Below are 25155 nucleotides of genomic sequence, written 5' to 3'. Positions count from 1 at the left end.
AAACAGTAATTGTGCAGCTTTGGCATTATGCTTGTATAAAGGGCTTATAACATATATCTTAAGCTACATACACCCGTAATAGAGGAGGTTGTTGTAATATTGTAGCGCTGTATGTGTTCATCAGGGACAGCATACACTGTAGTAGAAACAAATTTATTTTAATTCGCATCAGAATATTTTGGACCATCGATTAAGAAACAGACTTACAGCCGTGTTTGGAGGTATCATTGCCTTCTTCCTGCTACTTATTGTACTTCTTTTTATTTTCAGAAGCAGAGTGTTAGAGTATACCATCAACCGTGTTGTTACGAAGGTGGAAAATAAATACCCTGTTGATTTTAACATAGGCAGTGCTGAGTTCACGGACTGGACCTCTGTGGTGCTTACTGATATCTCTTTTGTGCCGCATAGCCTCGATACGCTCTTTACTACAGATAGCGTCAATGCCACTGTCTCCTTCCGCTCTATTTTTGCCGGACGTGTTGTATTCAAGCGCCTGGAGGTGGCTAACAGTTACCTGACTGCCGTTAAAACCGGAGACGAAACCAACTTTGGCTTCCTGTTCAAAAAAGAGGAGCCCAAAGCGCCAGTAGATACAACCGGCGAGGGCCGCAACTATGGCGAATTGCTGAACCGCGTGATTGAAACGGCTTTCGAAAACGTGCCGGACCAGGTGGATTTCAGAAACCTGAATGCTTCGTACGTTTCTACGAACCGCACCATCGACTTAAAGATGCCGTACCTGCGCATGGATGACGGTGAAATAGACTCCCAGGTTTCTGTCCGCACAGATTCACTGGTGAACAACATGCGCGTGCACGGCACCATCAACCCGCGCGATTACCGTATTGCAGCTAGCCTGTACGGTTTTGATGACAGGGGAATACGGTTACCATATGTAAAAAATAAGTTCGATGCACAGGTGGCTTTCGATACGGCACATTTTAGCCTAGATAGCAAAGAGTTCAGAAACAACAGGCTGACGGTGCGCGGAAGTGCCATGGTGAACGACCTGATTCTGAACCACCAAAAACTGGCAGGCGAAGATGATATACATGTGGAAGAGAGCGCAGTGGACTATGTGGTTACACTGGGGCCGAACCTGTATGTGATAGACAGCCTGACGGAGGTACGTGTGAATAAGGCTAAGGCCAACATTTATGCCGCCTATCAGAATGAAGACTCCAAAATTATTGACCTGATGGTGAAGACAGAGCAGATTCCTGCCAATGACTTCTTCCAGTCTCTGCCGACAGGTTTGTTTGAGAACCTGGAAGGTATAAAAGCACAGGGCCAGCTGCAGTATGACATGAAGTTCCACGTAAACATGGATAGCCTGCGGCAGGTAGCCTTTGATTCTGACCTGGATGCCTCTGAAGATTTTAAGATTCTGGAGTGGGGTAATACGAATATTGAGAAGATTAACAGTACGTTTATGCACACGGTGTATGAGTACGGTAAACCCGTCCGCACCTTTCCGGTAGGCCCTTCCAATCCGTTTTATAGTCCTATTAACCAGATATCCCCTCATTTGCGCAATGCCATTCTTTCTGCCGAGGATGCCGGGTTTTACAGCCACGACGGCTTTCATGAGGAGGCATTCCGGCAAGCAATTGCGGAGAACCTGGAAGAGGGTGAATTTGCCCGTGGAGGCAGTACCATCTCTATGCAGCTGGTGAAGAATGTGTTCCTGTCCCGTAAAAAGACGGTGGCCAGAAAGGTAGAAGAGGCTATTATTGTGTGGCTGATAGAAAACCAGGATCTTGTTTCAAAGCACCGTATGTTCGAAGTATACCTCAATATTATTGAGTGGGGGCCTGATGTGTATGGTGCCAAGGATGCGTCCAGGTTCTACTTCGGAAAGCAACCCTCAGAGCTGAACGTGGCAGAAGCCATCTTCCTGACAAGCATCATTCCAAGCCCGAAACGATTCCGCGCCTCCTTCGACAGCTATGGCAACCTCCGAAGCCATAAGCACGGCTATTACAGGCTGATTGGCGGGCACATGCGCCGCCGTGGCCTTATTTCGCAGGAGGAGTACGAGAACCTGTACCCGAACGTGCGCCTCTATGGCCGCGCCCGCGATTTGATTGTAACAGCACAGGATACTTCTGTTGTGGAGGAAGACACCACACAGTATGAACTTGAAACAATAGACCTGCTGGATTTTTAAGCTTAACTGGCAACCTATACCTAACGGCCCCGCATTTAAACTGCGGGGCCGTTATTCATTTAGCGTGGCAAAGGATTTAGTTTTATACTTGCTGTATGAAAGAAGAGCAAAAGGTAGCAGAAGATGCTGTAGGCCTTATTCCCAGAGTGGGCGCTCTGGCTGCCCGCATAGGTCTGGATTGGTTTCTGCTGGCCCTGATAGGTATGATTGTGCTGGCTTACCTGTTCCCGCAGGCAGGCATAGACCGTGAGCCATTGTCCTTAGGCGACGTGGCAAACTACGGCGTGTCGGTGATTTTCTTATTCTATGGACTGCGTCTGAGCCCTGAGAAGCTGAAAGCTGGCCTCAGCAGCTGGCGACTGCATGTGGTGGTACAGCTTAGCACCTTTGTATTGTTTCCGCTGCTGATTTTGCCGCTGCATACGTTTTTTGAGGGTGGTGACAAAGAGATGCTTTGGCTAGGCACGTTTTACCTGGCTGCCTTACCCTCCACGGTTTCCTCTTCGGTGGTGATGGTGTCGATAGCGGGGGGGAATATTCCGGCAGCCATTTTCAACGCCAGCATCTCCAGCCTGCTGGGCATTTTTATCACGCCTCTCTGGATGGGCCTCTTCCTGACTGCAAGCACGGAGGGGTTTGATATCTGGAGTGTGATGGGAAAGCTGGTACTGCAGGTGCTGCTGCCGGTGGTGCTGGGCATTATACTGCACCGCTATTGGGGCAGCTTTGCGGAGCGTAACAAGAAGAAGCTCCGTATTTTTGACCAAATCATTATTTTGCTTATCGTATACACCTCCTTCTGTGAGTCCTTTGCCCGCAGAATGTTCAGTGGCTATAGCTTTACAGACCTGCTTCTACTTAGCGCAGCTATGATAGGGCTGTTCTTCCTGGTGTACGGCATCACAAGCGGTATCAGCCGCTTGTTAGGCTTTAACCGCGAGGACAGGATTACAGCTATCTTTTGCGGCTCTAAGAAATCACTTGTGCATGGCACGGTTATGTCGAAAGTGCTTTTTCCGAATGCCAAGATGGTGGGAATCATCCTGCTTCCGATTATGATGTACCATGCGCTGCAGCTCCTGGCAGCCAGCATCATTGCACAGGCTACCGCACGTAAAGCCGGGCTAGAGGTGCAGGGGGAGTAGGAGCAAGCCAACTGTTTTCAGGAGTTACCAATTAAAAAGAGCCTATCAGCAAATGAATGCTGATAGGCTCTTCTGTATGAATGATACCCTTACGCTACTTTCTTCTGCAGCAGCGCCTTCTCTTCTTCAGTGTGCAGCAGTTTCTTGTCCAGTATAAACGGACCAAACGGCAGCAAAGAAGCGATGACACCGGCTGCCACTTTCATGATAGACCAGCGGTGCACCAGCGTTACCTGTAGCAAGGCCACCATGTAAAGTATAAACAGCACGCCATGCGCCCAACCTACATACTTCACGACTTCAGGTATGCCAAACATGTATTTCAGCGGCATACCGATGCCTAAAAGAAGCAGGTAAGAAATACCTTCGTAAATGCCCACAGTCCGGAGCCGGGAAATAGGAGTTTTCATGAGATAATCAGGTTCTAAGTTTATGCTGCTACGCAACAGCGCAAAGGTAAAAAACGTGCCCTATGTCCCACAACAAAATAGGCTATTGACTAAGTCGGTTACTGCTTTTTTACTTAACGGCCTCTTTTTTAGGCGAAGTAGCAGCTGCGTTCATCACTTCGTTCTGCACACCGATGGAGTGCTGGTGGATAGCATCTAAGATAGCTCTGATGAAGCTCTCATCTACACCTACCTCGTTCGCCAGTCTTACTCTGTCTTCCACAAGTTCCTTCCAACGGCCTGCCTGAAAAATATCCAGTGCGTTTGCGCGCTTATACTCACCAATTCTCTTAGACACGTCAGAGCGAAGGAACAGCAAGTTGATAAGGTCGTGGTCCAGGCGGTCAATCAGGCTACGCAAATCTTTCAACTGCTCTGCACTTGCTATATGCTCGTGGTCAAGGTCTAAGGCATTTAGTAGATTCGTGAGTCCGTCTGGAGTTACCTGCTGCGATGCATCGCTCAGTGCTACATCGGGGTTGATGTGAGACTCTATCATCAGACCATCAACTCCTAAGTGCAGTGCCTGCTGGCTTACAGTCTCTAGCAGATCGCGGCGGCCTGCAATGTGGCTTGGGTCGCAGAACAATGGAATACCCGGTGCAAGGCTGCGGATTTGCTGAATGGTTTCCCATTTCGGGTGGTTGCGGTACGGCTTGTTGTTTGGTGTAGAGAAGCCCCTGTGTATCAAACCCAAGTCAGTAATACCGGCACGGTTCAGGCGCTCCAGAGCACCTAACCACAGCTGGATGTCGGGGTTAACCGGGTTCTTCACCAGCACAGGAATGTCAACGCCTGTTAGAGCGTCAGCCAACTCCTGCACCGAGAACGGGTTAACCGTGGTGCGTGCGCCAACCCACAAGATGTCTACGCCATACTCCAGCGCCTCTTCCACATGCTGCGCATTAGCTACTTCTACAGCCGTTGGCAAACCTGTTTCCTGCTTTACAGTGCGCAGCCACTCTAATCCAACTCTACCTACACCTTCGAACAGACCCGGACGGGTACGCGGCTTCCAGATACCTGCTCTGAATATGTGCACACGGTGGTCGTTTATCAACCCGCGGGCTGTCTGGAGCATCTGTTCTTCACTCTCGGCGCTGCAAGGGCCACTGATGAGCGTAGGTATTGTACTACTCTTCAATATTTTTGAGTCGGTAGTAATGTTTAGGTTTGAGTTATTTGAGCTCATGGCTAACTGTAAGTATAGTATGTTGTTTAATTCTTTTAATTGCTTCTTCTAACTGGCCCGCTGATACACAAAGCGATACGCGCAGATATCGTTCCCCCTGGGTGCCGAAAATTTTGCCTGGCGTGATAAAAACACCCGCTCCGTAAAGGATGTCATCGAGGTAAGCTTCCACATCGGCTATATGGTCCGGCACGCGCCCCCACACGAACATGCCTACGGTGTGCTTTCGATATTGGCACTCCAGCGTATCCAACAGCTGGTGCACGAGTACTTTACGTTTGGCATACTCCTCGTTGCGGGCTGTATGCCACTCATTATCATTTTGCAGCGCTTCTATGGCTGCCTGCTGTACAGGCAAAAACATGCCTGAATCCATGTTGCTCTTCACCGCCAGGATGGTTGAGAGGTATTCGGGGTGGCCCAGCACCATCCCTACACGCCAGCCAGCCATGTTATGCGACTTGCTCAGGGAATTCAGCTCTAGGCAGCACTCCTTCGCACCTGCTATGCTGAGCAGGCTGAGCGGCGACTGGTTTGGCAGCACAAGGCTGTATGGGTTATCATTAATCAGCAAAATCTGGTGCTGCCGGGCAAAGGCTACCAACCACTCGAACATGTTGGCGGTGGCTTCTGTGCCCGTAGGCATGTGGGGATAGTTTATCCACATCACCTTTACATTCCCCTCTTTTACTAACTGCAGCAATTCCTCCTCTTGTGGCAGCCAGCCATTATCCTCATCAAGGGTATAAGAAATAGGCTCAGCACCAGCCAGGCGGGCCGCAGCGGCATAGGCAGGATAACCGGGATTCGGCACCAGCACTTTGTCGCCGGGGTTCAGGAAAGCCATGGAGATATGGGCGATGCCTTCCTTCGAGCCCATCAGCGGCAGCACTTCTGCCTCTGTGAGAGCTACACTGTAGGCCTGCCCATACCAGGTGGCAATAGCCTCCCGCAACGATACGATCCCGTTGTAGGACTGGTAGCCGTGGCTTTGAGGCGCCTCCGCACTATTAGTGAGTGCTGCCACTGTAGCTGCGGAAGGCAACTGGTCGGGGTTGCCGATGCCCAAGTTGATAATCTGCTTCCCTTTGGCGGCAAGTGCCCGCACTTCGGCCAGTTTCCTGGCGAAGTAGTACTCCTGCACGTTCTGGAGGCGGTTTGCTTTCGGTATAATCATGATTTTACTGCTGTAGTAAGCTGTTTACCTTTTTCTTAGGGTTCGGGTGCTCCGGGTACTTTGTCTTCTGATAAAGCCCCAGTAACCGTTGGTATTCCACGAGTGGCTTCAACGTGTCAATTGTTTCCTGCAAGTTGTCGCTCGATGCTCCCTCCAGTTCGATGACCATATAATGTGCGTGGCTGCGAGCAGTAGCCGGTAGCGTCTGTATAAGCGCTACATGAATGCTGTGGGTATGCAGCTGCGAGAAAACATCTGCCAAAGACCCTTCGTGCGATACCTGCAGGAGGAGCGTAGCTTTGTTAACAAACGCCTCTCTTTCCTGTGGCTGCTTCCGGTTCACCACCAGGAAGCGGGTGAAGTTATCGCGCCGGTCTTCTATATTTTCTGCCAGCATCTCCAGGCCGTATAGGGCAGCGGCCTGCTTGCTGGCAATGGCTGCTACGCCTTTCAGGTCTTTCTCTCTTATCTCTTTTGCGCTATCAGCTGTATCGTGGCTTTCCTGCAGCTGCAGCTGTGGCTGTTGTGTCAGAAACTCCATGCACTGGTTCAGGGCCATCGGGTGCGTCACTACTTTTGTCAGGTCCTGCAGTTGCTGCCCCGGCAGCGCCATCAGGTTCTGCTCAATCGGCAGCCACAGCTCACCGGTCACAAACAGGTTAAACTGGTGCAGCAGGTTGTAGTTAGGCAGGATGCTGCCGGCCAGGGTGTTTTCCACGGCCATTACGGCCTGTTCGGCTTTTCCCTGCTCCAATAGCTCGCACAGCTGCCGGAACGACTGGCACGGCACACTCGCCACTTCATGTTGCGGAAAGTACTGCTGGGCGGCCACCTCGTGAAAAGAGGCCGGCCCTCCCTGAATCGCTACTTTTAGTTTCTGTGTCATATAAAGAAAAAGCCCCGCTTTAGGCGGGGCTCTCTGAGTTCTATACTTTGATGCACTTACGCAATAGCATATCTCTGGAGCCCCGGCGGAGTACCAAAAAAGTAATAGCTAAAGTAAAATGTAATGTGCTGAATCATGTCTTGTTCTAATTGCTGTGCTAAACTTACGCATCTAATTTTATAAAATCAAAACTAGAGTCAATATTTTTCTGATAAATTCGGAAAAAGTGGGGAGACTGCTTAATTCCCATGTAAAAAGAAGGCATTTTTTAAAAGCAAAAGCACCTTCCTTTCCTTTGTTGGTGGAGGCGCTTTTGCTTTTAAGCTACGGCAGATCCTAAACCACCGCTTTGGCTGTTATGCTGTTGCAGTGCACTTAGCACGGACAATACAAATCCTTTGTCTACGGCGTTCGGGTCAGCCTGCTGCAGCCAATCATTCATTTGCTTCTGCCATTTCTGCGTTATCTGCAGGTTTGGCTGCAGGTCGCCCATCCGGCGCTGACTTATCTTTTTGGAAACCTCAGTCCGGCGCAACAGCAGTTCCAGTAGCGCGTCGTCGAGGCTGCCTATCTGCTGGCTCAGCTCGTCGAGTTGCTCTACCAGTTCCGTAGTGCCTCCCAGTTTAGCATTGGAGACTACAGCATTTACGAGCAAATCAAGTTCCTGCGGCAACAACTGCTGCTGCGGGCTGCTCAACGCAGCAGCCGGGTTCATATGCGATTCAAACAGCAATCCATCTGTCCCTAAATCCACCGCCTTCTGGCTTACTGGGTAAAGCAGGCTGCGGCGACCAGCAATATGGGCCGCATCACACAGCACCGGAAGCTGTGGATACAACTCCTTAAGCTTCAGCATGTGGTCCCAACGCGGGTGGTTGCGGTACGGCGACTGCTCATCACTGGAGAAGCCTCTGTTTATCACCCCAAAATCAGTTAGTCCGGCATATTGCAGACGCTCCAGCGCCCCAATCCATAGTTCCAGGTTTGGGTATACCGGGTTATTTACCAGCACAGGGGTGTTCGTGCCTCTCAGTACAGCGGCTATTTCTTCTATGGCAAACGGATTTACGGTGGCTCTGCCGCTGATAGTCAATATATCGACTCCGTGCTTCAGGGCCTCTTCCGCGTGCTGAGCGTTGGCTACCTCGCAGGCAGTTTGCAGGCCTGTCTCTTTCTTTACCATCGCAAGCCACTGTAGTCCCACCGTGCCTACTCCCTTAAAGGAATCAGGGCGCGTGCGCGATTTCCAGATACCCGCCCTGAAGACTGACATACCCTGGATGCTCTTTAACTGCTGGGCAGTCTTTAGCATCTGCTCCTCGCTTTCGGCACTGCATGGGCCAGCAATCAGCACTAATTTACCGTCTGCGTTCCGAAAGCTGCTCTCTGGTGCTAAACTGATGGTGGTTCTAGTTGCTTTCATGGTTAGGTATGTTAATAATTTTACTTTCTGAGGCTTGTTGTGTAAAGAATTGATAAATGGTTTAAATAAAAAAGCCCTGCATTATGCGGGGCTTCCTAGGTGTTGTTAGTCCGAAAACTTTGTGCAACGCACTACCATGGGAGCCCCGCGTGGGGAACCTTAAACGAATTGGTGAGAATTTGCGCGACAAGCCTGTTCATATATTGCTTATTTTGAATCAAAGTAAATAAATATTTATTATGTATACAAGTAAATTTAAAATTTGTTGATTAATTTCTAATAAATTTTAATGATGTTTACTAAATTATTATTTATTACTCTTTTATAGGTGGTTCTGGCATCTCCTCCTCCGGCTTAGGATACAGAAGTGAGGCAGTAACTGAAATAGCCAGTATAGCACCTACCACCAGCAAAGCATAGCGCATGTCAATTTCCACAATGTCGCTTAGCAGCAGCTTGGCGCCTATAAACACTAAGATAGCTGACAAGCCATAGTGCAGGTAATGGAACAGCTGCATAATGCCTGCCAAGGCAAAGTACAGCGCCCGCAGCCCTAACAAGGCAAACACGTTAGAGGTGTATACAATAAAAGGGTCTTTCGAGATAGCCAGAATAGCCGGAATAGAATCGGCAGCAAATACCACATCCGTGCTTTCCACCATGATGAGCACCAGGAAAAGTGGTGTGGCGTAGATCTTGCCGTTACGTTTCGTGAAAAATTTGGCTCCATCCGGAGTTTTCGAAATGCGCATGTGCTTGCTTACCCAACGCACCAAGGGGTTGTCTTCAGGGTGTACCTCTTCAGCGCCGTGCGAGAAAAGCATCTTTACTCCTGTAAAAATCAGGAAAGCTCCCAGGATGTAGATGATAAAGTGAAACTTAGCGATAAGTGCTACACCTACCAGGATGAATATTCCCCGTAGCACCAGCGCCCCGATAATACCCCAGAAAAGGATCTTGTGCTGAAACTTGAGCGGTACTTTAAAGTAGCTGAAGATCATGATAAAAACGAAGAGGTTATCGACACTCAGGGATTTCTCAATCAGATAGCCTGTCAGGAACTCGAGGGCCGGGCCAGGGCCCTGCCAATAATAGATGACCACATTAAAGCCCAGGGAGAGCATAATCCAGAAAAGGCTCCAGAGCAGTGCCTCTTTTATCTTTACTTCGTGCTCTTTGCGGTGAAACACAAACAGGTCCAGCCCAAGGAGCAGGAGCACGAAAGCGTTAAATAAAATCCAGAAAAGGATATTGTTCATAATAGCGGGGTAAACAGGTGTTACTTCTAAAAACCAGAGGTACTGTTTTATTTTGTAACCCGTAAATTTAGTGGAAAAGGCTACAGTTCTAAAGAAAGAGGAAGAATTATAATTTGAACTGAAGACGAGCAGGAAAAGAGGCAGGTAGGTAATATGCTACTGATCAACAAGTAAGACAGGTACCCCAGAGGCACCTGCTGATGAACTGACGAAAGCACTGCAGGAAAACGTAATGACATGCCATTCATCGGCACAATCAAACCAGGGCAAAAGAAGAACGGAGGATATTATTTAGTACCTGTCGAAGTGGCGGAAATAGCTGTTGATTTTCATTTGCAGCACCCCCAGCACAGCCTCCTTAAAGATGCCGGACGACATTTTGGATACGCCTTTGGTGCGGTCTGTAAAAATGATAGGCACTTCCTTTATCTTGAAGCCGTATTTGTAAGTCAGGAACTTCATCTCTATCTGAAAGGCATAGCCCACAAAGCGGATATTATTCAGCTGTATAGTTTCGAGCACTTTGCGGCGGTAGCACTTAAAGCCTGCAGTTGTGTCGGCTATAGGCATACCGGTAACCATGCGCACGTAAGCGCTTGCAAAATAAGACATCAGCACACGGCTCATTGGCCAGTTTATCACGTTTACACCCTGTATGTAGCGGCTGCCGATGGCCATGTCGTAGCCGTCGACGGCGCAGGCATGGTAGAGGCGAATCAGGTCGTCAGGGTTGTGCGAGAAGTCGGCATCCATCTCAAAAATAAATTCATAGCCCCGGTGCAGGGCATATTTAAAGCCATGGATATAGGCCGTGCCTAGGCCTAACTTCCCTTTGCGGGTTTCGAGGTGCAGGCGCCCGGGGTACATGAACTGCATGTCCCGGACAAGGTCAGCTGTGCCGTCCGGTGAGCCATCGTCGACAATCAACAGGTCGAACGGGTGGGCCAACAGCATGACCTTCCGGATCATTGCCTCAATATTCTCACGCTCATTATAAGTTGGGATGATCACCAACGAGTCTTTCATACCTCAAATATAGGTAATCAGCTATTGAGGACATGAGGGCGCTTTAAATTAATTTTGTGAGCGAGCTCCTTTGCATAGTGAATGCAGTTTGCCACAGACACCCCCGATTGCCAGTTAGCAGAGATGAAAAGGCCTTCCTGCTCCAGGTCTTTGGCCGTTGTATGGGCGTCTTCTATGTGCATGTCGTATTGCGGAATAGAATGCTTCCAGAGGTAGGCGTGCTGGAAGTTCGGCTTATCGGCGGAAATACCATGGAGTGCCGACAGCTCCTCATGCACAGCCTGAAGCAGCTTCGGTCGCTCCATCAGCGCTTTCTCCGGCGCCTGGCTTCCACCTACAAAGGTCGTAAACAGCACTTCGTGCGGGCGGCAGCGCCCGTCAAATACAGAGCTGCTCCAGACAGAGCCTGTGGCAAAAGCGGGCTCTAACTTCGGGTGCAGGGCTCCAAATCCCATGGGAGAGTATGTGACATCTTTGCGGTTGTAAACCGTGTGCACCACTGCCAGGGGAGGGTAATGGATGTTCTGCATCGCTGCCGAAAAGCCAGGAAACGTGTACTGCAGGAGCTCTGCTGCCTGGTAGGCGGGAAGTGCAAGCACCAGCAGGTTGTACTCTTCGGTGTCGTAGTCGCCGGGGGAGGCGCAGGAAACAATATACTTACCCTGGCTGCGCGTAATCATCTCCACGCGGTGCTCGGTATGCAGCGAGATGAGCTTTTCGGCAATGGCTTTGGGCAAGGTGCGCATGCCTTTGGCAAACGAAAACGTCTTCTGCCGGGTATAGCTGTTTTTCTGCTGCACTAGCCCCTTCAGCACGGAGCCGTACCGCATCTCCAGTTCTTTCAGCTTGGGAAGCGCCTTCTTAATAAGCAACTTCTCCGGGTCTCCCGCATAGATGCCGGACATAGAAGGGCTGACGGTGTACGCTGCTGTTTTACCGCCGAATCGCCGCTCGAAGAACTGTGCTACTGTTTCATAGTCGATGTCGGCAGGCGGTACGTCCTTCTCCTTCAGAATACGGTACTTTGACTTCCAGGAGAAAAAATCGCTGGACAAAAGCGAAAAAGGGGAAGACGGCAGCCTGGTATAGGTGCCGGCGCGCAGAACATAGCGGTGATCACTTTCAGGGGCGGCATACATCACTTCCCGCTCCAGTTTCAGTTCCCGCACCAGGTCTTTCAACTCAGGCGTGCTTTGCAGCGAGTTAGGGCCCATCTCGAGCAGGTACTCGTGCACTTTCATTGTACGGATGTTGCCGCCCACGTGTGCGGTAGCCTCAAACAGATCATATGGGATACCCAGCTTCTGTAAGTAGTATGCCAACGCTAACCCCGATATACCAGCTCCTATTATTGCTACTCTCATTTCGAACTAAACTTGTAAATGTGCCTCCGTAGTATAACCAGTTAAAGTTTTACAGCTGCCTCTCAAACCTTGTGCCGCGTTGGCTGCTTTACCTAAACGTAATATTTTATAATTTAGCGCCTCAACCGTACCTGTTCACCCATGAAAAATAACAAATGTGTCTTCCTGGATCGCGATGGTGTTTTGAACCGCGAGCGGGGAGACTATACCTATAAGTTAGAGGAGTTCGAGGTGCTGCCACGTGTGCCGGAGGCCCTGGCGTTGCTGAAGGAAAACGGTTATTTGCTGATAGTGGTTACAAACCAGGCGGGCGTAGCCAAAGGATTGTACCAGCGAACCGATGTGCTTGCCTGCCACCAAAAGCTGCAGGAGTCATGTAATACACTGATTGACGCCATCTACTATGCTCCTCACCACCCCAATTACTCAGAGTCACTGTCGCGCAAGCCGGACAGCCTGATGTTTGAGAAGGCAATTGCTAAGTATAACATCGATGCAGGAGCGTCGTGGATGGTGGGAGACACGCTACGCGACCTGCAGGCCGCGGCCAAAGTAGGCGTAGCTTCTATTCTGGTGGGAGAGCAGCACCCTGCGCAGACACACCCTTGGCAGGCGCAGGACCTGTGGGAAGCTGCACAACTTATACTGCAGAAAACAAAAAAGCCGGCGTAGGCCGGCTTTTTATATGGAAAAGAATGTGGTTCAGTTTAGCTTTTAGCTACATCAGTTGCTTCGCCTGCAGGGGTGGTAGCCGTTACTTCTTGCTGTGCCGGTTTTTCAACAGTTGCATAGTTATAAGCCGGACAGTAAGTCTTGCAAGAGGCCATACCCAAAGCTAAGCACAGGGAGCCAAATAAAATAACTTTCTTCATGATAGTATACTTTTCAGAGGATTTCAAATCAAAAATAATTCAATTAGTTTAAAAGCCAAACAATTTTGCCATAATATTCCGTTCCTTTAATTTAGAATTTAGGCTTCTACTTCGTAGCCCAGAATTTTCAGCATAGATTCAGGCGTTTGCTCCGGAGCAAACTGCCAGTGCTTTAGCTCGCCGTTCTCATCGCGGTCCACCAGAATGTGCTGCGGCGAAGGAATCAGGCAGTGTTTGATGCCGCCGTAACCACTCAACTGCTCCTGGTAAGCCCCAGTATGGAAGAAACCAATGTAAAGCGGCTCATCCTTCGGTATCTTCGGCAGGAACACCTGGAATGAGTGCATCTCCGAGTTATAGTAGTCCTGGCTGTCGCAGGTCATGCCACCTAATTGAATTCTACGGTATTCTTTGTCCCAATGGTTTACTGACAGCAAAGGCCAGCGCTGGTTCAGTGCCCATGCGTCCGGCAGGTTTGTGATAAAAGAACCATCAATCATATACCATAGTTCCTTGTCGTTCTGCAGCTTTGCGTCCAAAACAGAGTAAATGTTCGCGGCGCTTTCGCCTACCGTAAAAATTCCGAACTCCGTAAAGATGTTTGGCTCCGGCACCCCCTCTTCGGCACAGATACGCTTGATAATGCGCAGAATCTCCTGTATCATATAGCCGTAGTCGTAGTCTACCTGAATAGAGGTTTTGATAGGAAAGCCTCCACCGATATCCACTGTGTCGAGTTCCGGGCACAGTTTCTTCAATTCACAGTACTTGCGCAGAAACCGGCTTAACTCAGACCAGTAGTAAGAGGTATCCTTGATGCCTGTGTTAATAAAGTAGTGGAGCATCTTTAGCTCAAACTTAGGGTTTGGCTTTATCTGCTGCTCATATAGCTGGTTCACATCTTCGTAGCGCACACCGAGGCGGGAGGTATAGAACTCAAACTTTGGCTCTTCGTCAGAAGCCAGCCGGATGCCTACCTTAGTCTTCACGTTCACGTTCTCCTTGTAATACTCTATTTCGCCCAGGTGATCGAGTATCGGCATGCAGTTTACGAAGCCATCATTCAGCAATTCTGAGATCCACTGGCGGTAGCGCTCACGCTTAAAGCCGTTACATATAATATATGTGTTCTTGTCTATCTTGCCCTTCCTGTGCAGCGCCCGCACAATCTGCATGTCGTAACCGGAAGAAGTCTCGATATGAACACCGTTTTTCAAAGCCTCTTCCATCACAAAAGAAAAATGAGAAGCTTTGGTGCAGTAGCAATAGGTGTAAGAGCCTTTATAGTCCAGTTTCTCTATATTCTCTGCGAACAAGCGCTTTGCCTTCTGAATCTGGGAACCGATTTTGGGTAGGTATGTTAATTTAAGAGGAGTGCCATATTCTTTGATGAGGTCCATCAGTGGAATACCGTTGAACTGCAGTTCATCATTTACTACCTGAAACTCATCTGTAGGGAAATCAAACGTCTGATGTATGAGGTCTGTGTATTTATCCATTTATAGGGGTCGTGATATAAGAAAAAATGCAATATTGACTGTTATTTACCATCTTTGCAAAAAGTTTGTTCAGATAATGTAAAACGCAGTCTGATATACTGTGATTCAAACAAAAAAGCTCATAAAATAAATTCACCGGCGTTTTGCATGTAGCAACGACAGCTTTTTGCAAAACAGGTGCCAGTGAAGAGCTAACGTGATAATATGAAGAAAATTAAACTGATAGAAGTAAGATCGGAGTTGGGTGCCGGAACGAGGGGGGCGAGTATGGGCATTGAGGCCTTGAAGGTGGCGTGCCTAGACAAGGGGTCTGACTATTTCAAGCGTTTCAACTCTGTCAGCGTTCCCGACCTCAACTACACCCTTTTTGACAAGGATGTCTTCCCCAACGCGCACCGTATTGATAGTATCCTGACGGTGCAGAAGAACATTGTGAATGCCGTAGAGCAAACTATTGGCATGGGCATGTTCCCGCTGGTGCTGGCAGGCGACCACTCGAACGCCCACGGCACGATAGCCGGCGTAAAAGCCGCTTACCCGGACAAAACGCTGGGCGTTATCTGGATTGATGCACACGCTGACATCCATTCGCCGTATACCTCTCCATCCGGCAACGTGCACGGTATGCCGCTGGCCATGGCCCTGAACATTGATAACCTGGAGCGCCAGATAAACGACCCTGCCCAAGAGACTGTTTTCTTTTGGAACTCGCTTAAGAAACTGGGGTATGAGGGACCAAAACTAAAGCCGGAGCACCTGGTATACATTGTAGTGCGCGACACGGAGGAGCCGGAAGACTACCTGATGGAGAAGCACGGCATCAAGAACTTTACCTATAAAGAGTTTGCGCAAAAAGGAGCCCAAAAGGTGGCCGAAGAAACGCTCGAGCGCCTGCGCGATTGTGATATTCTTTACGTGTCGTTCGACGTCGACAGCCTCGACTCCAAGTTCTCTAAAGGCACCGGAACCCCGGTAGAGGTTGGCTTAACTGTAGAGGAAGCACAGGAACTGAACTTCGCCCTGCTGCAGGACCCCCGCGTGGTATGCTACGAAATGACGGAGATAAACCCGACGCTGGATACGGAGAACACCATGGCCGAGAATGCCTTCGAGATTCTGGAGACGGCTACCACTGCTATTTTACACCGAGAGTTAAAAAGTACAACGATACATTAATGCAACTTCAAAACGTTCTTAGCCAAAGCATCAGTCAGGCGCTGCAAACTTTGTTCTCTATTTCTGTTGATGCCTCACAAATTGCCCTGCAGCCTACCCGCAAGGAGTTTGCCGGCACATTTACCTTTGTTACTTTCCCCTATACCAAGCAAGTAGGCAAAGGCCCGGAGCAGATTGGCCAGGCACTGGGAGAGCACCTGAAGGAAAACACGACGGAGGTAAAAAACTTCAACGTAGTGAAAGGTTTCCTGAACCTGGAGATAGAAGAGAAGGAGTGGCTGCGCTTGTTCAAAGGGCTAATGCAGGACGAAAACTACGGGCAGGGGGAGCCGAGCGGCCGGAACGTGATGGTGGAGTACTCCTCCCCCAACACGAATAAGCCTTTACACCTGGGCCACCTGCGCAACAACTTCCTGGGTTATTCCACAGCAGAAATACTGAAAGCGAACGGCCACGAGGTGATGAAGGTGAACCTTGTAAACGACCGGGGTATACACATCTGCAAGTCGATGCTGGCTTATGAGAAGTTTGGTAATGGCGAAACACCTGAGAGCAGCGGCATCAAAGGCGACCACCTGGTGGGCAAGTACTATGTGCTGTTCGACAAGGCTTATAAAGGGCAGGTAGACGAACTGGTGGCGCAGGGCATGGAGAAAGAGGAAGCCAAGAAAAAGGCTCCGCTCATGCTACAGGCACAGGAGATGCTGCTGAAGTGGGAGCAGGACGACAAAGCCGTGGTTGACCTCTGGAAACAGATGAACAGCTGGGTGTACGCTGGCTTCGACCAGACCTACCGCAACATTGGCGTTGATTTCGATAAATACTACTACGAGTCGCAGACCTATACCTTAGGCAAAGAAAGGGTAGAGGAAGGCCTGCAGAAAGAGGTTTTCTTTAAAAAGCCGGATGGTTCTGTGTGGGTAGACCTGACAGGTGAAGGGCTGGACGAGAAACTGCTGCTGCGCGCTGACGGCACCTCCGTATATATTACCCAAGACCTGGGCACAGCTGAGCTGAAGTATAACGACTTTCCATACAACCAATCGGTTTATGTGGTGGCGGATGAGCAGAACTACCATTTCCAGGTGCTGCAGGCTACGCTGAAGAAACTGGGCAAGCCCTACGCTGAAGGCATTTACCACTTGTCTTACGGCATGGTAGACCTGCCTTCCGGCAAAATGAAATCCAGAGAGGGCACGGTAGTAGACGCAGATGAACTGGTGCAGGAAATGATTGACACCGCGCGCCAGCAGACGGAAGAACTGGGGAAAATTGAAGGCTTCACCGATGAACAGGCAAAGGAACTTTACCATACCCTGGCGATGGGTGCCCTGAAATACTTCCTGCTGAAGGTAGACCCGAAGAAGCGCATGCTGTTCAACCCGCAGGAGTCCATTGACTTCCGGGGCAACACAGGTCCATTCATTCAATACTCACACGCACGTATTTCCGCTATACTTCGCAAGGCAGGCGAAATGGGTATAACCGTGGATGTTTCCGCTTTTGATAAAGTAGAAAGCCTGCACGAGACGGAGCAGGAGGTGATTGTGCAACTGGTGAATTATCCGGCTGTGGTCAAAGAAGCCGGGAACCTGTTTGCGCCGTCTGTAATTGCAAACTATGGATATGAGTTGGCGAAGGCATACAACCGCTTTTATCAGGAGGTGTCTATCTTCAACGAAACTGACGAGCAGGCGCGAAATTTCCGTATTGCACTGTCTGCCATGGTAGCCCGCTTTATCCGGCACAGCATGAGCCTGTTGGGTATTGAGGTGCCGGAGAGGATGTAAGATTTCTTGTTAATTATAAGGGTTAATTTGCCGCACATTTTACGAAACATGTGGCAGACTTTTCTGTTAGAAGAGCAGCTTAAGAGGTATTTTGTTAAATTTAGTCGTATAGCATGACCAGAACTTTTACTTTCATGTTACAGGCAGCAGCGTTAATGGGCCTGCTTGCTGTTTTTGTAGCTTGCCAGAACAGTGCAAGCCAGAACTTAACCTCAGATTCAGAAACGATGGCAACAGAAACTACCTCAAACCCGAATGCACAAACCAGCGATTTCTATGGTTTTCAGATGAAGACGCTGGATGGCAGAAACGTGAATTTTTCTGATTACAAAGGCAAAAAAGTGCTGCTGGTGAACACCGCCTCTGAATGCGGCTATACACCACAATATGCCGAGTTGCAGCAACTGCACGAAGCACATGGCAACGAGGTGGTGGTGCTCGGTTTCCCGGCAAATAACTTTGGCGGCCAGGAGCCAGGCAGTAACGAGGAGATTGCTTCTTTCTGCCAGAAGAACTATGGTGTTACATTCCCTATGTTCGAGAAAGTATCCGTGGTAGGCGAGGACAAGCACCCGCTCTTCACGTGGCTGCAGCAAAACGCCCCTAACAAGGAAGAGCCATCCTGGAACTTCAGCAAATACCTGATTGATGAGAACGGTAGCGTAGTAGCCTTTTACCCATCTAAAGTAAAGCCGATGGATAAGAAACTATTAGCCGCTATCAGACAATAATCATATAATGTGTGGAGGCATCAGGTTGCCCTCACTTTTCTGTTAATACAAGTTGAACAATACATCTCAACAAACCACTTCACCGAATCCAGGTCTGGCAAAGGCCTGGATTTCGGCTTTTAGGCCACGCACGCTTCCGCTGGCGCTTTCCTGTATCGGAATGGGAGGCTTTATGGCTGCCGCTCACAATACGTTCGACGCAACGATTGTCAGCCTCTGTGTACTGACTACCCTCTTTCTGCAAATACTCTCAAACCTTGCAAACGACTACGGCGACACCAAACATGGTGCCGATAGTGTGCATCGTGAGGGACCGAAGCGGGCAGTGCAGGCCGGGTATATAAAAGCGGAGCAGATGAAGAAGGGGATGCTGGTTTTCAGCCTGCTCTCACTGGTGTCAGGGCTGCTGTTGCTGTGGGTAGTATTCGGAACAGAGGGTATACTGCTGTTCCTGGTGTTCCTGGTGCTGGGGCTGGCCTCTATCTGGGCTGCCATCAACTATACCGCCGGCGACAAACCTTATGGCTATGCCGGCTTAGGCGATATTTTCGTGTTCATCTTCTTTGGCCTGGTGGGTGTGCTGGGAACCTACTTTCTGCAGGCGCAGGAACTGGAGGCGGTGGTGATACTTCCGGCGTTGGTCTGTGGTTTTTTCTCCACAGCCGTGCTCAATGTCAACAACATCCGCGATATTAAGTCTGACACCCTGGCCGGTAAAAACTCTATACCAGTGCGGCTGGGGCCAAAGCGGGCGCGCATCTACCACGTGCTGCTGCTGCTGGGTGGCGTGGCAAGTGCTTTTGCTTACGTATTAATGAATTACGAAAGCCCCTGGCAGTTCCTGTTCGTGTTGGCACTGCCGCTGGTGCTGGTGAACGGAGCAAATGTGTGGCGCAAGCAGACTTCCCAGGAACTGGACCCATACCTGAAGCAAATGGCCCTAACCACGTTGCTGTTCGTGTTGCTGTTCGGGATAGGTCAGGTGGTGTAGTTGGTACAGCTTTAAAAGGCTGCCAGTGTTTGTTTTAACTCATTCTGAAGCAGGTGCTCATGAAAGTGCATGGGTCAAACTGACTTATACCTTCAACTATCCTGCTTCAGAATGAGACAGTGCATAAAGCTTCTGTAGCAAGCATCGGCTTTAGACGCCCAGGTTGGTGGAGAACTGTAGCAATTTCTTCAAATCCTCCTCGTTGCTCAGATTAGGAGAATGTTCCTTTAAATAAGCGTTTATTTCTTTTCTGTGCTTAGGGAATAGCTTCAGGATACTCGGTTTAGTCACTTTATAGAACTGGTTTCTTTCGTCTACCAGAAAATAGGCTACCTTCTCTGAAAATACCACATCGCCTTTTTGCTGCAGCGCATAACTTTGGCTGTTGCTGCCTATTACCGTACTTGTATTTCTGATAGAGGAGGCTCCGGAAGCCTGACCATAAGCTCCTACCTTGTCGGCTCCGGCGAATTCAAGCTTTTGTTTCTTTCCCAGTTTTACGGCGTTAAAATCTGCCACAACTTCCAGAAATTCCTCTTCCTTGTTATGCAGATAGGTGCTTTCGCCTACCAAAACGGATACAAGCGAAGGTTCACCAGCTAGGGCCATGGTATCTCCTTTGGGAGTGATGAACTGCACCTCTCCAAGCAGATTACTATAATTGAATGTAGCCGCCGTAAAGTTGCCGTTCATGTAAGTTACCTTTCCCTTTTGAAAGGAAGGGTAGCGGTACTGAAGCTCAACCGGAATCACCTTGACGGGATCTTCCCCGGGTTTTACCCGGAAAGTTGAGGCAGCCTGCTGGGCCTGTACAAGGCTGCCGCCGCTTAACAACATACATATAACAATGCCCGTTCCTGTTCTTTTCATAGCTACACAATTAAGATTAATTAAGCGAACCTGTTTTAAATCAAATGTTTATGAATTTAGTTTTTTTTAGGAATAAATGATCTACAAACAGGTATAAATTTTAACTATTTAGCAGGTGCTGAATCTTCTCAGGTACTGGTGCAGGCAGGTGTTTTAGATTAAGGTATGGCTCTGCACCAGTTTGCCTCCTTTGCTTTCTATGTCTGCCTTCGCTTTGTCAAAACCTTCCGGACTGATGGCGCGTGTGGCATCTTCTATGACATAAGCTTTAAATCCTTCCTGTAGCGCGTCTTTCGCGGTAAAGTATACACAATAGTCAGCGGCCAGGCCGGCCAGGTATACCTCTGTTACTTCTTTGCTCCGTAGGTAATCTGTCAGTCCGGTGCTCTTGAGATGGCCGTTGTCGTAGAAGCCGCTGTACGAGTCAATTTCAGGGTTCATACCCTTCCGGAAGATGGCTTCCACTTTGCGCATATCTGCCGCTTCTGAAAATGCGGCACCGGTTGAACCCTGCAGGCAGTGGTCCGGCCAGAGTACCTGCTTCAGGCCCTGCAGCTCAATTACCTCAAAAGTTTTTTTGCCGGCGTGGTTAGAGGCAAAGCTTTTGTGGCCTTCTGGGTGCCAGTCCTGCGTCGCTATTACCAGGTCAAACTGCTCCTGCAACCTGTTTACAACCGGGATAATGGCGTCGCCTTCAGGCACAGCCAGTGCGCCACCCGGTAAGAAATCGTTTTGTATATCGATCAATAATAAAGCCTTCATATTTTTCAATTACTGTTTTACCTGCGTCAGTGAAGAGAGGTTTGTTCTGATTACAGAAGTGAGCGAGCAACCTTTGGTAACGCTATAAAACAGCCAGAGCCGCTTTATAGAGCGGCTCTGGCTGTCAATGTTTTGTTTACTTTACGATGCCGGCTGGTTTTCCTCTTTCGGCCCCTGACCTGATGCACCGCCCCCACGGTTGCGGTTTCGGTTGTTGCTTTTGCGCCTCTTGTCGCCGCTTCCTTCGCCTGATACAGCTGCCTTGTCTCCTCCTTCGGGGCGAGGACGAGGCGTATGGTTCGCAGCCTTTATGGGCCTGTTGTTGCCTTCGTCGAGACGCGGGCCTGCGGGCTTACTGCCTCCCCTGTGGTGCTTGCTGCGGTGGCCTTTATCGCTGCCTCCTGAACCAGGGCGGTTGCCACCCCGGTGGCGGGAGCTGCCACCATCATGGCGTTTGCCAGGGTCATATGCCGGGCCAGGACCGAAATCTTCCGGAAGTGGCAGCTTGGGCACTTCCCGCTCAATCAGGCGCTCCACTTTCTGCACGCGGTACATGTCTTTCTCGTTTACAAACGTGATGGCCATACCAGTAGAGGAGGCACGTGCCGTACGGCCCACGCGGTGCACATAATCCTCTGCATCCTGCGGCATGTCAAAGTTTACCACGTGGCTCAAGCTGTCGATATCGATGCCCCTGGAGAGGATGTCGGTGGCGACTACAATCTGGTATTGCTTGTTCTTAAAGCCCTGCAGTGCCTTTTCACGTTCGTCCTGCGTCATATCCGAGGAGATGCCCTCTGCAGTGAATCCCATCTTCAGCAGCGACCGCACAATCTGGTTCACATTCGATTTGCGGGAGGTGAAGATAATCATGCTCTGCACGTCCAGCTCACGCAGCAGGTGCTCCAGCAGGGGCAGCTTCTGGTTGTCGTAAGTCAGGTAGATGCGTTGGTCTATTCCCTCGGCTGGTTTTGCAACCGCCAGGTTTATCTCAGCGGGGTCTTGTAGAATCTGCTGCGCCAGGTCACGTATTTTGCGGGGCATGGTGGCCGAGAAAAGCAGCGTCTGGCGCTGCTTTGGCAGCTGGTTAATGATTTTCAGGAGGTCGTCCATAAAGCCCATGTCCAGCATTTTGTCTGCCTCATCCAGCACCAAGTGGTTCAGCTGGTCAAGCTTTACGTAGCCCATGGCAAGATGCGAGAGCAAGCGGCCTGGCGTGGCAATAATGATATCGGCACCTGTGGTGAGGGCGCGCTTCTGCTGATCCCAGTCATCTCCCTTATTGCCTCCGTAGATGGCAATAGAGCTCACAGAGGCAAAGTATCCGAAGCCTTCCACCTGCTCGTCTATCTGCTTGGCCAGCTCACGCGTTGGCACCAGAATCAGGGTGCTGGTGTGCTCAAAATTTCCATGAGATATTTTGTCGATAAGCGGAAGCAGGTAGGCTGCTGTTTTGCCGGTGCCTGTCTGGGCGCAGGCAATCATGTCTTTTTGGTCCAGTATAAGTGGAATAGCCTGTTCCTGCACGGGGGTGGGGCTGTTGTAGCCCATGGAGTTGATCCCCGTTAATACATCGTCGTGTAGGTTAAATGAACTAAAAGTCAAAATATGGGTGTGTTATGTTTCATCTAATTCCTCTTACATAAGTTTTATGTAGAGTGTCTGCATGGTAAAGATAACATAAATAAATATTTGTTGCTCTAAAGTGACATTGTAAACATTTTTTATCTAAAATATTTTAATTTAATACATAGTATTATATTTGTATAAATTATAACAATTATATAGTGTTTTTAAAATATTTAAAGCTTTAGTGCTGCTCCAGTGCCTGCCACAACGGGCTACGAGTAGATAATGTTTAACATTAATAAATATTAATACTTATATATTATAATATTTATTTAAAAAGTTATACGGGCTGCAACCTTGTTTCGGGGCAGGCGTAAAACTTCATGTATTACAAAACAAATACCATCTAATTTAATATATCTTAATTTATATATTTATGAAAAAGGTTATACAAGATTCACCTAACTTCTTTCTACTGTTAGGCGTGAACATTATCAATGCTATCTTTATGTTTATGCTATAAGCAGCGCCTATACATAAACCTATACTACTATATTCTACTGAAAGAGCAGCCTTGCCACAGCGCAGGGCTGCTCTTTTTATGCATCAGTAGGAATCTATACCTTATTTTGGGTTGTTCCTCCATAAGGAGGACGGTAAGTTCCACTCATCCAACAGATAACTCAGTATATGGCAGGACATAACAAATGGTCGCAGATAAAGCGCAAAAAAGGTGCTCTGGATGCAAAACGCTCTAAGATATTTACGAAACTGATAAAAGAGATAACAGTATCGGTAAAAACAGGAGGGCCTGACCCTGATGCCAATCCGCGCCTGCGCCTGGCTATACAGCAGTCTAAGGCTGCTAACATGCCGAAGGACAATATAGAGCGCGCCATATCGAAGGGGGAAGGCACAGACGGCGGTTATAGCGAGGTGACGTATGAAGGGTATGCTGTGAATGGCGTGGCTGTATTTATAGAATGCCTGACAGATAACATTAACCGTACGGTACAGAACCTGCGCACTATCTTTAACAAAGGGAACGGCAGCCTGGGTGTGAATGGATCTGTCGAGTTTTTGTTTGACAGGAAAGGTGTTTTTAGCGTGAAGCAGGACCCGGAGCACCCCGTGCAGGAAGAGGAACTGATGCTGGAACTGGCAGATGGCGGTGCCGAGGAACTAGAGTTCGAGGAAGATTATATCACGGTATATTGTGCTATGGAAGATTTCGGGGCGATGCAGAAGAAAATAGAAGAGCTGAACCTGGAAGTGGAAAATGCCGAACTGCAGCGAATACCCCAAACTATGGTAACAGTAGACGACCCTGAAGCTGTGCGTCAGATTCTGAGATTATTAGATGCCCTGGAAGACGATGACGACGTTCAGAAAGTGTACCACAACCTCGAATTAAGCGAAGAGGTGCTGGCCGAACTGGAGTAGGTTATAGGCATTTCGCTTATGATAAGACGGGGATATGATTTGTTTCCGTCTTTTTAGTTTTAGAACCCTGTCAGTTAGTTTCAAGGCGGCTTAGCCACGGACGGACACCACTAGCACCGCCCTTTAGATTGCGCCACCCTCTCTGTCTGGGGCATAACAGATAAATTATTATGTTTGTGAACAGTGGCAAACATATGCCATTAAGCGAATGCCTGAGATATAAGCAATCAAAATATGCAGAACCCGATATTCCAAGATATGCTGGTGCTGGAACTGGCAAGTGTGCTGGCAGGGCCAAGCGTGGGGCAGTTCTTTGCAGAACTGGGGGCCAGGGTCATTAAAATTGAGAATGCCGCCACGCAGGGGGATGTAACGCGCCGCTGGAAAGTCAGCACCGAACCGGCTGACACAGACACGCCTGCCTACTTCTGCGCTGCCAATTGGGGAAAGCAGTCGCTGCCACTGGACCTGACAAAGCAGGACGGCCTGAGGCAGCTATATGCCTTGGTAGAGCAGGCTGATGTCGTCATTGCCAGCTACAAACCCGGAGATGCCGAAAAGCTGAAAGTAGATTTTGGAACACTCTGTGATATAAACCCGCGCCTGATATATGGGCACATTACGGGTTATGGGGCTGAAGATAAACGGGCAGGCTACGATGCCGTGGTGCAGGCCGAGAGCGGCTTTATGTACCTGAACGGGGAACCTGACGGAGCACCCACCAAAATGCCGGTTGCGCTGATGGATATTCTCACGGCGCACCAGTTGAAGGAAGGTCTGCTGGTGGCGCTGCTGCACCGCGAGCGAAGCGGAAAGGGGCAGTTGGTGCAGGTGTCGTTGCTAGAGGCGGCGGTGTCGGCGCTTGCAAACCAGGGGACAGCGTACCTGGTTGCTGGCCACAACCCGCAGCGCCTGGGCTCCGGGCACCCCAGCATTGTGCCCTATGGCAACGCGTATACCACAAAAGACGGAAAGCAACTGGTGCTGGCTATCGGCGACGACCGGCAGTTCAGAAAGGTGTGTGCGGTGCTTGACGTGCCGGAAATTGCCGACAACCCAAAGTACAGCACCAACTACAATCGCGTGCAGCACCGTAACGAGGTAAGCCAGTTGCTGGGTAACCTAATACTGCAGCAGGAGCGGGAACACTTGCTGCAGAGGCTCCACCAGCAACAAGTGCCGGCAGGCGCTGTAAATACCATTCCTGAAGTATTTAAGCTGCCACAGGCACAGCACATGCTGTTGCATCATCCGGGAGTGAAGCCGGGAATACGACAGGTGGCGTTTCAGACGGCAGGGCAGGAGCGGAAAGAAGTCACGCCACCGCCCGGCTACGGTGAGAAACAGTAAAACAATTG

At 49.5% G+C, this 25155-nt stretch carries 22 protein-coding genes; 9 read left to right on the top strand and 13 right to left on the bottom strand.

Features of this window, described 5'->3' with window-relative positions:
* Nucleotides 1-178: 178 nt before the first annotated feature.
* Nucleotides 179-2173: a biosynthetic peptidoglycan transglycosylase gene (locus E1919_RS07895; RefSeq protein ID WP_237144134.1), complete on the top strand. Its 1995-nt coding sequence runs from the start codon at nt 179-181 to the stop codon at nt 2171-2173.
* A 95-nt stretch (nt 2174-2268) separates the two neighbouring features.
* Complete coding sequence (locus tag E1919_RS07890) at nt 2269-3318, top strand: bile acid:sodium symporter family protein (RefSeq protein WP_202915878.1); 1050 nt, start codon at nt 2269-2271, stop codon at nt 3316-3318.
* A gap of 89 nt (nt 3319-3407) precedes the next feature.
* Here E1919_RS07890 and E1919_RS07885 read toward each other — a convergent pair whose 3' ends face one another.
* The 8 genes from E1919_RS07885 to hemG all read right to left on the bottom strand — a co-directional run bounded on the left by E1919_RS07885 (nt 3408) and on the right by hemG (nt 12094).
* Nucleotides 3408-3728 carry a DUF3817 domain-containing protein gene (locus E1919_RS07885; protein ID WP_162052802.1) on the bottom strand — a complete coding sequence of 107 codons (321 nt, stop codon included), beginning with the start codon at nt 3726-3728 and terminating at the stop codon, nt 3408-3410.
* A 109-nt stretch (nt 3729-3837) separates the two neighbouring features.
* Nucleotides 3838-4911 carry a chorismate mutase gene (locus tag E1919_RS07880; RefSeq protein ID WP_237144132.1) on the bottom strand — a complete coding sequence of 358 codons (1074 nt, stop codon included), beginning with the start codon at nt 4909-4911 and terminating at the stop codon, nt 3838-3840.
* Nucleotides 4912-4945: 34 nt separating this feature from the next.
* Entirely contained in the window at nt 4946-6136 is a 1191-nt protein-coding gene (locus tag E1919_RS07875) for a pyridoxal phosphate-dependent aminotransferase (protein ID WP_162052800.1), read from the bottom strand.
* Between the two features lie 4 nt (nt 6137-6140).
* Nucleotides 6141-7022: a prephenate dehydratase gene (locus E1919_RS07870; RefSeq protein ID WP_162052799.1), complete on the bottom strand. Its 882-nt coding sequence runs from the start codon at nt 7020-7022 to the stop codon at nt 6141-6143.
* Nucleotides 7023-7341: 319 nt separating this feature from the next.
* Complete coding sequence (locus E1919_RS07865; protein WP_162052798.1) at nt 7342-8445, bottom strand: 3-deoxy-7-phosphoheptulonate synthase; 1104 nt, start codon at nt 8443-8445, stop codon at nt 7342-7344.
* A 314-nt stretch (nt 8446-8759) separates the two neighbouring features.
* Nucleotides 8760-9704, bottom strand: coding sequence for a TerC family protein (locus E1919_RS07860; protein WP_162052797.1), 945 nt, complete (start codon nt 9702-9704; stop codon nt 8760-8762).
* Nucleotides 9705-9995: 291 nt separating this feature from the next.
* Complete coding sequence (locus E1919_RS07855; protein ID WP_162052796.1) at nt 9996-10730, bottom strand: polyprenol monophosphomannose synthase; 735 nt, start codon at nt 10728-10730, stop codon at nt 9996-9998.
* A 17-nt stretch (nt 10731-10747) separates the two neighbouring features.
* Nucleotides 10748-12094 carry a protoporphyrinogen oxidase gene (gene hemG / locus E1919_RS07850; protein WP_162052795.1) on the bottom strand — a complete coding sequence of 449 codons (1347 nt, stop codon included), beginning with the start codon at nt 12092-12094 and terminating at the stop codon, nt 10748-10750.
* 141 nt (nt 12095-12235) lie between these two features.
* On the opposite strand from hemG, the gene E1919_RS07845 reads away from it, so the two are divergent.
* Nucleotides 12236-12766 carry a D-glycero-alpha-D-manno-heptose-1,7-bisphosphate 7-phosphatase gene (locus tag E1919_RS07845; RefSeq protein WP_162052794.1) on the top strand — a complete coding sequence of 177 codons (531 nt, stop codon included), beginning with the start codon at nt 12236-12238 and terminating at the stop codon, nt 12764-12766.
* A 35-nt stretch (nt 12767-12801) separates the two neighbouring features.
* Here E1919_RS07845 and E1919_RS27325 read toward each other — a convergent pair whose 3' ends face one another.
* Together E1919_RS27325 and E1919_RS07840 are read right to left on the bottom strand one after the other, a co-directional pair.
* Nucleotides 12802-12966, bottom strand: a complete 165-nt coding sequence (locus E1919_RS27325; protein WP_202915877.1) for a hypothetical protein — start codon at nt 12964-12966, stop codon at nt 12802-12804.
* Nucleotides 12967-13064: 98 nt separating this feature from the next.
* A complete protein-coding gene (locus E1919_RS07840; RefSeq protein ID WP_162052793.1) occupies nt 13065-14465 on the bottom strand; it encodes a type III PLP-dependent enzyme domain-containing protein in 1401 nt (466 codons plus the stop codon).
* Nucleotides 14466-14669: 204 nt separating this feature from the next.
* On the opposite strand from E1919_RS07840, the gene rocF reads away from it, so the two are divergent.
* The 4 genes from rocF (at nt 14670) to E1919_RS07820 (ending at nt 19153) form a co-directional block, all read left to right on the top strand.
* Nucleotides 14670-15641, top strand: coding sequence for an arginase (rocF, locus tag E1919_RS07835; protein ID WP_162052792.1), 972 nt, complete (start codon nt 14670-14672; stop codon nt 15639-15641).
* The gene (gene argS, locus E1919_RS07830) at nt 15641-17431 is read left to right on the top strand and encodes an arginine--tRNA ligase (RefSeq protein ID WP_162052791.1); all 1791 of its coding nucleotides are present in this window, start codon (nt 15641-15643) and stop codon (nt 17429-17431) included. The genes rocF and argS overlap by 1 nt, the downstream gene beginning before the upstream one ends.
* A 113-nt stretch (nt 17432-17544) precedes the next feature.
* The gene (locus E1919_RS07825; protein ID WP_162052790.1) at nt 17545-18162 is read left to right on the top strand and encodes a glutathione peroxidase; all 618 of its coding nucleotides are present in this window, start codon (nt 17545-17547) and stop codon (nt 18160-18162) included.
* Between the two features lie 52 nt (nt 18163-18214).
* Nucleotides 18215-19153 (top strand): 1,4-dihydroxy-2-naphthoate polyprenyltransferase, encoded by a 939-nt coding sequence (locus E1919_RS07820; protein WP_237144130.1) that lies wholly within the window; start codon nt 18215-18217, stop codon nt 19151-19153.
* A 150-nt stretch (nt 19154-19303) separates the two neighbouring features.
* Here the strand turns inward: E1919_RS07820 and E1919_RS07815 are convergent, their stop codons facing one another.
* From E1919_RS07815 to E1919_RS07805, 3 genes are all read right to left on the bottom strand, one after another.
* Nucleotides 19304-20023 (bottom strand): hypothetical protein, encoded by a 720-nt coding sequence (locus tag E1919_RS07815; protein WP_162052789.1) that lies wholly within the window; start codon nt 20021-20023, stop codon nt 19304-19306.
* 153 nt (nt 20024-20176) lie between these two features.
* The gene (pncA, locus tag E1919_RS07810; RefSeq protein ID WP_162052788.1) at nt 20177-20785 is read right to left on the bottom strand and encodes a bifunctional nicotinamidase/pyrazinamidase; all 609 of its coding nucleotides are present in this window, start codon (nt 20783-20785) and stop codon (nt 20177-20179) included.
* Nucleotides 20786-20926: 141 nt separating this feature from the next.
* A complete protein-coding gene (locus E1919_RS07805; RefSeq protein WP_394351750.1) occupies nt 20927-22390 on the bottom strand; it encodes a DEAD/DEAH box helicase in 1464 nt (487 codons plus the stop codon).
* Between the two features lie 654 nt (nt 22391-23044).
* Between E1919_RS07805 and E1919_RS07800 the strand changes: the two genes are divergently transcribed.
* Nucleotides 23045-23797, top strand: coding sequence for a YebC/PmpR family DNA-binding transcriptional regulator (locus tag E1919_RS07800; protein ID WP_162052787.1), 753 nt, complete (start codon nt 23045-23047; stop codon nt 23795-23797).
* 234 nt (nt 23798-24031) lie between these two features.
* A complete protein-coding gene (locus E1919_RS07795) occupies nt 24032-25147 on the top strand; it encodes a CaiB/BaiF CoA transferase family protein (protein WP_162052786.1) in 1116 nt (371 codons plus the stop codon).
* Nucleotides 25148-25155: the final 8 nt, after the last annotated feature.

The organism is Pontibacter pamirensis (genome assembly GCF_010015475.1).
In the GTDB taxonomy this organism is placed as follows: domain Bacteria; phylum Bacteroidota; class Bacteroidia; order Cytophagales; family Hymenobacteraceae; genus Pontibacter; species Pontibacter pamirensis.
The sequence above is the reverse complement of the archived record's forward strand: the minus strand, read 5'-3'. Positions and strand labels throughout refer to the sequence as shown.